7 protein-coding genes are annotated in these 6,972 nt (G+C 63.5%); 3 read left to right on the top strand and 4 right to left on the bottom strand.

All coding sequences use genetic code 11. From position 1 onward, the window contains the following. Positions 1-86: 86 nt before the first annotated feature. The 3 genes from UB90_RS09520 to UB90_RS09510 are packed head-to-tail and all read left to right on the top strand — an operon-like array spanning position 87 to position 3,065. Positions 87-734 carry a hypothetical protein gene (locus tag UB90_RS09520; protein ID WP_157888762.1) on the top strand — a complete coding sequence of 216 codons (648 nt, stop codon included), beginning with the start codon at positions 87-89 and terminating at the stop codon, positions 732-734. Between the two features lie 15 nt (positions 735-749). Further along, positions 750-2,180 carry an NAD-dependent succinate-semialdehyde dehydrogenase gene (locus UB90_RS09515; RefSeq protein WP_065325209.1) on the top strand — a complete coding sequence of 477 codons (1,431 nt, stop codon included), beginning with the start codon at positions 750-752 and terminating at the stop codon, positions 2,178-2,180. Positions 2,181-2,189: 9 nt separating this feature from the next. Further along, positions 2,190-3,065: a 2-oxo acid dehydrogenase subunit E2 gene (locus tag UB90_RS09510; protein WP_065325210.1), complete on the top strand. Its 876-nt coding sequence runs from the start codon at positions 2,190-2,192 to the stop codon at positions 3,063-3,065. Between the two features lie 78 nt (positions 3,066-3,143). On the opposite strand, the gene UB90_RS09505 is transcribed toward UB90_RS09510, so the two are convergent. From UB90_RS09505 to UB90_RS09490, 4 genes are all read right to left on the bottom strand, one after another. Continuing rightward, positions 3,144-3,716: a hypothetical protein gene (locus UB90_RS09505; protein WP_110365544.1), complete on the bottom strand. Its 573-nt coding sequence runs from the start codon at positions 3,714-3,716 to the stop codon at positions 3,144-3,146. A 135-nt stretch (positions 3,717-3,851) separates the two neighbouring features. Beyond that, a complete protein-coding gene (locus UB90_RS09500; RefSeq protein ID WP_065325212.1) occupies positions 3,852-4,946 on the bottom strand; it encodes a helix-turn-helix domain-containing protein in 1,095 nt (364 codons plus the stop codon). A 152-nt stretch (positions 4,947-5,098) separates the two neighbouring features. Next, positions 5,099-5,815 (bottom strand): 4'-phosphopantetheinyl transferase family protein, encoded by a 717-nt coding sequence (locus tag UB90_RS09495; RefSeq protein WP_065325213.1) that lies wholly within the window; start codon positions 5,813-5,815, stop codon positions 5,099-5,101. Further along, a complete protein-coding gene (locus UB90_RS09490; RefSeq protein WP_065325214.1) occupies positions 5,812-6,969 on the bottom strand; it encodes an acyl-CoA dehydrogenase family protein in 1,158 nt (385 codons plus the stop codon). The genes UB90_RS09495 and UB90_RS09490 overlap by 4 nt, the downstream gene beginning before the upstream one ends. Between the last annotated feature and the right edge of the window lie 3 nt (positions 6,970-6,972).

Here is a 6,972-nt window from a genome sequence, read left to right as displayed (position 1 = left end):
CGGCGAGCGACAGGGGTGGGGGGGGGGGGGGGGTCCCCCCCCCCCCCCCCCGGAACACAAAAACCGCCGATCCCGACCCCGTGCCCGTGACGACATCTGCGCCCGAGCCAACACGTCCTGCAATTTCTGCCGATGGCCGTGTCCTTGCCTCGCCCAAGGCCCGGCGGTTGGCACTGGAGCAGGGTCTGGATCTGGCATGTCTGGTTGAGGCCGGCCATCCGCAGCCCTATCACGTCGCCGACCTTGGGCTGCTGAGGTCGCTGTCCACCCAAACGCCCGAGGCAGCCGCCAGTGCGCGCCGTCTGACGGCGGCTCTGGCGCAGGAGGGGTTCTCTGAATTTTCCGCTTGGGCGCAAGAGGCTGCGGGCCTCGGCGATGCGGCGGCATTGCTTGCCGGCTTTGGTGGGGCGAGCCTTGGACGCGCGGCCATTGTCGCGGTGGAGACCCTGAGCGCGCAGCGCCTCTATCAGGTGCCGCTAGGGCCCTTGGGGGATGTCACCGAGGCCGACCCCGGCAGCCCGCCGGATCTCTGCCTGCGCGATCTGCGCCTGAGCCGGATCAGTTGTGTGGAACTTGGCCCCGAGAACTGCCCCACGCTGACGCTCTGTGCGGAGGGGGCCGGGCTGGTGGTGACGCTGGAATGCGCCGCCCGCAGCCTCTCGGCGCGCGAGGCCGTCACCCTTCTTTCCAATTTTGCAGCGCGGATGGAACAGCCCGTCCGCCACCTGCTCTGAGCCATGGAGATTGTCATGGAATTCACCGATCTTTATATCAACGGCACTTGGGTGCCCGGCGCGGAAAAGGCACGGTTTGACGTGGTGAACCCCGCCACCGAAGAGGTGATCGCCTCCGTTGCCTCCGCCGAAATTAGCGATGCCGATGCCGCATTGGACGCGGCTGCGGCTGCGATGAAGGACTGGGCGGCGCGCACCCCGCGCCAGCGCTCCGAAGTGCTGCGCAAAGCTTGGGAGCTGATGAGTGCCCGGCTGGAAGAATTTGCCCAGTACATCACGCTGGAAAACGGCAAGGCCCGCGCCGATGCCATGGGCGAGGCCACCTATGCGGCAGAGTTTTTCCGCTGGTTTTCCGAGGAAGCCGTGCGCGCCGACGGGATGCTCACCCATGCGCCCGCCTCGGGTGCGCGCATCATGGTGCAGCACAAACCGGCGGGGCTGGCGGTTCTGGTCACGCCTTGGAATTACCCCGCCGCCATGGGCACCCGCAAGATCGCGCCCGCTTTGGCGGCGGGCTGCGCGGTGATTATCAAACCGGCCTCCGAGACGCCGCTGACGATGCTGGCCCTGATGCCCTTGCTCGAAGAGGCAGGCGTGCCGCCGGGGCTGGTGAATGTGCTGCCCTCCAAACGCACGGGCGCGCTGGTCGATCACATGTTGCATGATCCGCGCGTGCGGGTGGTGTCCTTTACCGGTTCCACCGGGGTGGGGCGCAAGCTGTTGCACGCTGCCGCCGATCAGGTGCTGAAACCGGCGATGGAGCTGGGCGGCAACGCGCCCCTGATCGTGTTCGACGATGCCGATCTGGATGTGGCTGTCGAGGGCGCAATGCTTGCTAAGATGCGTAATCTGGGCGAGGCCTGCACCGCCGCAAACCGCATCTATGTGCATGAGGCCGTGGTGGAGGAATTCACCCGAAGGTTCTCGGCCGCCATGGGCGCGCTCACCGTCGGGAACGGTACAGACCCAAGCGTCGATGTCGGCCCACTGGTGAACGCCGACACCCGTGACAAGGTGGCAGAGTTCGTGGCTGACGCGGTGGCCAAGGGCGCCAAGATCGAGATCGGCGGCACCCAGCCCGAGGGGCCGGGGTACTTCTACCCGCCCACTGTGCTCTCGAATGTGCCGGAGGCTGCCGACTGCGTGCATGACGAGATCTTTGGCCCAGTGGCGGCGATCCAGACGTTTTCCGACCAAGACGACGTGATACGGCGCGCCAATGACACCGAATACGGTCTGGTGGCCTATGTCTTCTCCGAGGACATGAAGCGCGCGCTACAGGTCTGCGAGCGGCTGGACTACGGCATGGTGGGGCTCAATCGCGGGCTGGTCAGCGACCCGGCGGCTCCCTTTGGCGGGGTCAAACAATCCGGTCTGGGCCGTGAAGGCGGGCATGAGGGGATGCTCGAATTTATGGAAACCCAGTATATTTCGGCCAGCTGGTAGGGGGCGCTTATGTCAGACGTCATCGCATCCCCCTCGGTCCGCGCATTGGCGCGCGAAAAGGGCGTGGATATTGAACAACTGGCCGCAAATCTGGGCCGTCAGACCATCGCGCGCGAGGATCTCGAGGGCGGCGCCTCCGCTGCCCCGGCTGGCGATACCTCTTATTGGGAGGTCGATCACAGCGCCTATGGTCCCATCACGCAAGAACCCATGAGCCGCTTTGGCCAGATCGCGGCGGCCAATCTTGCGGCGGCCAATGCGCTGATTCCGCAGGTCACACATCACGACCGCGCCGATATGACCGCGATCGAGGCGCTGCGCCGGGACCTCAAGGCGGAGACACAGGCGCAGGGGGTCAAGCTCACGGCGCTGACGTTTCACGTCAAGGCGCTGGCGCGTGCGCTGCGGGAATTCCCCCGCTTCAACGCGTCACTCAGCGCGGATGGCAAGACCTTGATCCTAAAGGACTATGTCCATATCGGCATCGCCGTCGATACCGCGCATGGGCTGATGGTGCCGGTGATCCGTGATGCCGACCAAAAGGGGCTGTTGCAGATCGGGGCAGAGATCCGTGATCTCGCTAGCCGTGCGCAAAACCGCAAGATCGGCCCGGACGAGATGGGCGGCGCGTCGATGTCGATCTCCAATCTGGGCGGCATCGGTGGCATTGGCTTTACGCCGATTGTGAACCCGCCGGAGCTGGCGATCCTCGGCATCACCCGCACCGAAACCGTGACCGTCTGGGACGGCGACACGCCGCGCCCGGTGCCGATGGTGCCCTTGGACCTGAGCTACGATCACCGGGTCATCAACGGTGCGGATGCGGCGCGGTTCCTGTCCTATTTTGCAGGACTATTGAGCGATCCGCGCCGGATGATGGTCTAATCCCTTGCCCTTGGGGGGATATAGACACCCGCCGCGCCTGTCACGATGCGGGCGCGGAGGGGTGTTCAGGCACCGTTATCAGACACCGTTAAAGGTCACTTGTGACAGGATCGTATCCACGTCCAGCTCTACCGCCTCGCGCGGCATATCGCGGGGGAAGTTGAGCCGCACCGCTGCGCGTCGCCCTTCGAGCGTGAAATGTGCGGCCCGTCCGTCAAAGTCGATCACCGACTGACCGGTTCTGATCGACACCCGCTCAAAGGAGCCTTTGATGTCGGCGGCGAGGTTGCTCAGGCCGATCTCAAGGTTCAATCCCTCAGGCAGCGACAAGGTAACATCCGGGTCACACCAAAAGCCGATCCGCATCGGTCCTTTTTCCACCGATATCTGCAATTGATCCCCGTCGGCCTGCACTGAGGACGTCAGCGGGCAGCCGATATTATCCTCCGTGATCAGCAGAGCCTCGCGCGTGGTTCCCTCATGGGTGGTGAGCTTGAGCGCGGTGCCGTCGCCATGCAAAACAACCGTCCGAATGGCATCCTTGAGCGCGATGGTCTGGCTGTCTTCGGCCTGAACCAGTCGCGGCGCGGCGCTCAACACGACCAAAGCAGCGCTGAGGGCGGCGAGTGTGATCTTGGTTTTGCGTTTCATGTCCGATGTTCCTTTGCGGGGGCCTTGGGGCCCATTGTCGCCTGCATCGGACATAGCGGCTCAGGTCTGTGGCGCGCGACCTGATCCACGAATGAGGACGTCCCGAAACGGGAATCCGGTCGTGGTCTTGGGTTTTCAGGTCTCGGACACCTGTTCTCGGACCCGCACCGAATCCACATGAGGGCGGTGCTCGGAGGCGCTGCAGGCGCGGCTGCGCCATTCGCTGGGATTAAGGCCCGTGACGCGCTGGAATTCGCGATTGAAGTTCGATTTGGTGGTGAACCCCACCGCAAAGATCACTTCGGTCACGGGCATATCGGTTTCCTCAAGGATGCGGCAGGCATCCCGAATGCGAAACGTATTGACGTATTTGGGCACGTTCATCGCCCGCAACGTATTCACCGCGCTGGAGACCTGACGGGCGGGCACACGGATCTTGCGCGCGATTTCGTTCAACGACAGGCTCTCGTTGCGATAGAGGTGATTGGTCTCCATCTCCTGATCCAGCTTGGCAAGGATGCTTTCCGCGCTGGTTTCATCCTCGGCGCTGTTGGGTTGCGCCTGCGGTGTGGCGGGCTGCGGGCGCGGCGGCGCGGCGGTGCCATCGTGACGGGTGAAGAACACCACGATCAGCGCCAGCAGGAAGGTGAGGTTCGAATATCCCACCAATGCCGGTGAGATCTGGCTGTCATTGAGCCGGATATCAAGCGCGACCATCACATCAACGCCCGCCGAGATCAGCAGAATGGTGCCCGCCACCATATAGGCGCGTTGGGTTGGGATCAGGCTTTGCAAGGGGCGGCTTGCCATCCAGTCGAGGTCGAGATTCATCCCCGACCAGATCAGATGACCGCCAAACAACAGATAGGCCATGATCGAGAGCGCATCGACAATATCGTCATTGCCCAGCAAAAACGCAGCGCTGGTGGTCCCGATGAGCGCGGCGATGCCGCCAAAAATCGCCACCCGACTGTAGCGCCCGGTGCGCCCCGCCAGTTCATTGAGCGACAGCCATGTAAGCGGCGGCAGCGCGATCGCCAGCGAAATCAGCGGCAGCTTTGGCATATCCTGCAGCCCCCAAGACACCCCCAGCAATACTGATTGCAGCGCAAAGCCCGTCACGGTCAGCAGGACAACCCAGTCAAGACCGCGCCCAATATAGCGCGCAAGCTGGATGATCACGAAGATCAGGAAAAAGGCAGTCAGGAACGGGAGGGGGAAAAACAGCAAGGCCTCTGGTCTCCGGTCATTGAGGGCAGGCGTCCGAGTGCCGGGATGTTGTCCGGTGCAACGGCGGGCAAAACGGATATACGCTGTGCAGGCAGGCCGCGAAACATGCGCGGCCATGCGGGGGTGTCGGGCTCTGCGGTGCCATGTCCATGTCAGGCCGCCCTTTCCATATTGACGCGCATATCCAAAACCCGATGTTCAATTTTTACAGGCTGGGTGGAGCATACCACTAGAGCGCTATCAAAATTATTACATACTTCCTTATAGGAGAGTTGAACCCCGCTTGGGAACCCCGGCGCGCTGCAAAGCAGCCGAAGGGCGAAAGGATCTATGGCAAACCCGGCGAGAGGACAGGCCAGACCACGTCCGTCTGCCTTGATGTAGGCCTCTTTCAAGACCCAAAGCCGGGAAAACCCGGCGTCAAACGCTGCCGCGGGCAGGGGCAGCAGCAGATCGCGCTCTGCCGGGGCGAACAGCCGCTCCACCAGGCGGCGCGCTTTGGGGCGCGGGCGGCGCTGTTCCAGATCGACCCCCAGCCGTGCAGTGGGACACAGGGCAATCATTGCTGCCTCGCCGGAATGGCTGAGGCTGAAATGTGGCGCGCCTTGATGCGCCAGAACCGGACGGCCGTGGCGCTCGCTCTGGATCGAAAGCTGTTCTGGCCGCGCGCCTATGGCGGCCCCGAGAATTCGGCGCAAGGCCGCATGGGCGGCGATATATTGCACCCGGCGGGCGGGCTCGGGCAGGGCATCGGCGCGCGTTTTTTCGGCGGCATCGAGGATTTCATAGTCCTGCGCGCCCACATCCTTGGGCAAGTGGACGTGCCAGCAGGTCACGCGATCCGGTGTGTGTGGCGCGGGCCGGGTCATAGGCCGCTGGCCATGCTGCGCCCGATGAGATCCAACAGGATCTCGCTGGTGCCACCCCAGATCGACTGCACTGAGGCATCCAGCAGATCTTGGCTGGCGCGCGCGCCAGTTTCACCGCTGATCCCGCCCGCACCGCGAAGCTGAACCCCAAGGGCGGCCAGTTTTTTCAAGGTCGCAGTGGTGCGCAGCTTGGCGATACAGGCTTGTTTGGGATCAAAGCGCCCCTCCTGCACCAAGGGGATACATTGGTCGATAAAACTGCGATTGACTGCGCAGTCGCTATAAAGCTCTGCCAGAGAGAACCGGGGGTTTTGATGATCCAGCACGCTGCCATTGGGGGTATGGCGGGCATCACAATCGCGGATCAGATCCTGCAAGAGCCGTTCAGAGCAGGCCTGCGCGTAGATCGCCAGCACCAGCCGTTCCACACCGAGAAAGCTCATGAGGTAGACAAACCCCATGCCCTCGCCACCCAGAACATTGCTGCGCGGCACCACGCAATCGGTGAGGGTGATCTGGCCTGTATCCAGCGCGGCCATACCGGTTTTTTCAATCGCCTCTTGATGCACTCCGGGGCGTTCGGTTTCGACCAGTATGAGGCTCAGGCCCGGTTGATCCCCGATGCTGCCGCGCTCGCTTTTGGCTGCAACGATGACCACGTCCGCCACCGATCCGTTAGAGATATGGGTCTTGCAGCCGTTCAGTACGAGGCTGTCACCGCTGCTGCGCGCGGTGGTGGTCATGGTGGACAGCGCACTGCCGCCCTGTGGTTCGGTCAGCGCCAGCGCCGCCAGAACCTCGCCCTGAGCGATCCCCGGCAACAGCCGCATTTTCTGCGCCTCGGTGCCAAGCCGCAGGATGAAGGGCGCGACGATATCGCTCTGCAGGCAGGTGAACAGCCCGTGGACCCGGTGGCGGGCCAGCTCCTCGATGATGATGGCACTGTCGCGAAAATCCCGGCCTGCGCCGCCATATGCTGGTGGCAGAGCGCGCGCCAGCAACCCAGCCGCCCCCGCCTGTGCCCAAGCCGCGCGCGGTGTTTTTCGCGCCGCGACCCAGGCATCGTGATGCGGGGTGATTTCGGCGCTCAGAAAGGCTGCCACCTCCGCGCGCCAAGCGTCGTGTTCAGGATCAAAGAGGGTACGCGCAAACATCTT

The organism is Tritonibacter mobilis (genome assembly GCF_001681715.1).
GTDB lineage: Bacteria > Pseudomonadota > Alphaproteobacteria > Rhodobacterales > Rhodobacteraceae > Epibacterium > Epibacterium mobile.
Note: the sequence above shows the minus strand (reverse complement) of the source record. Positions and strands in the feature narration are given on the sequence as shown.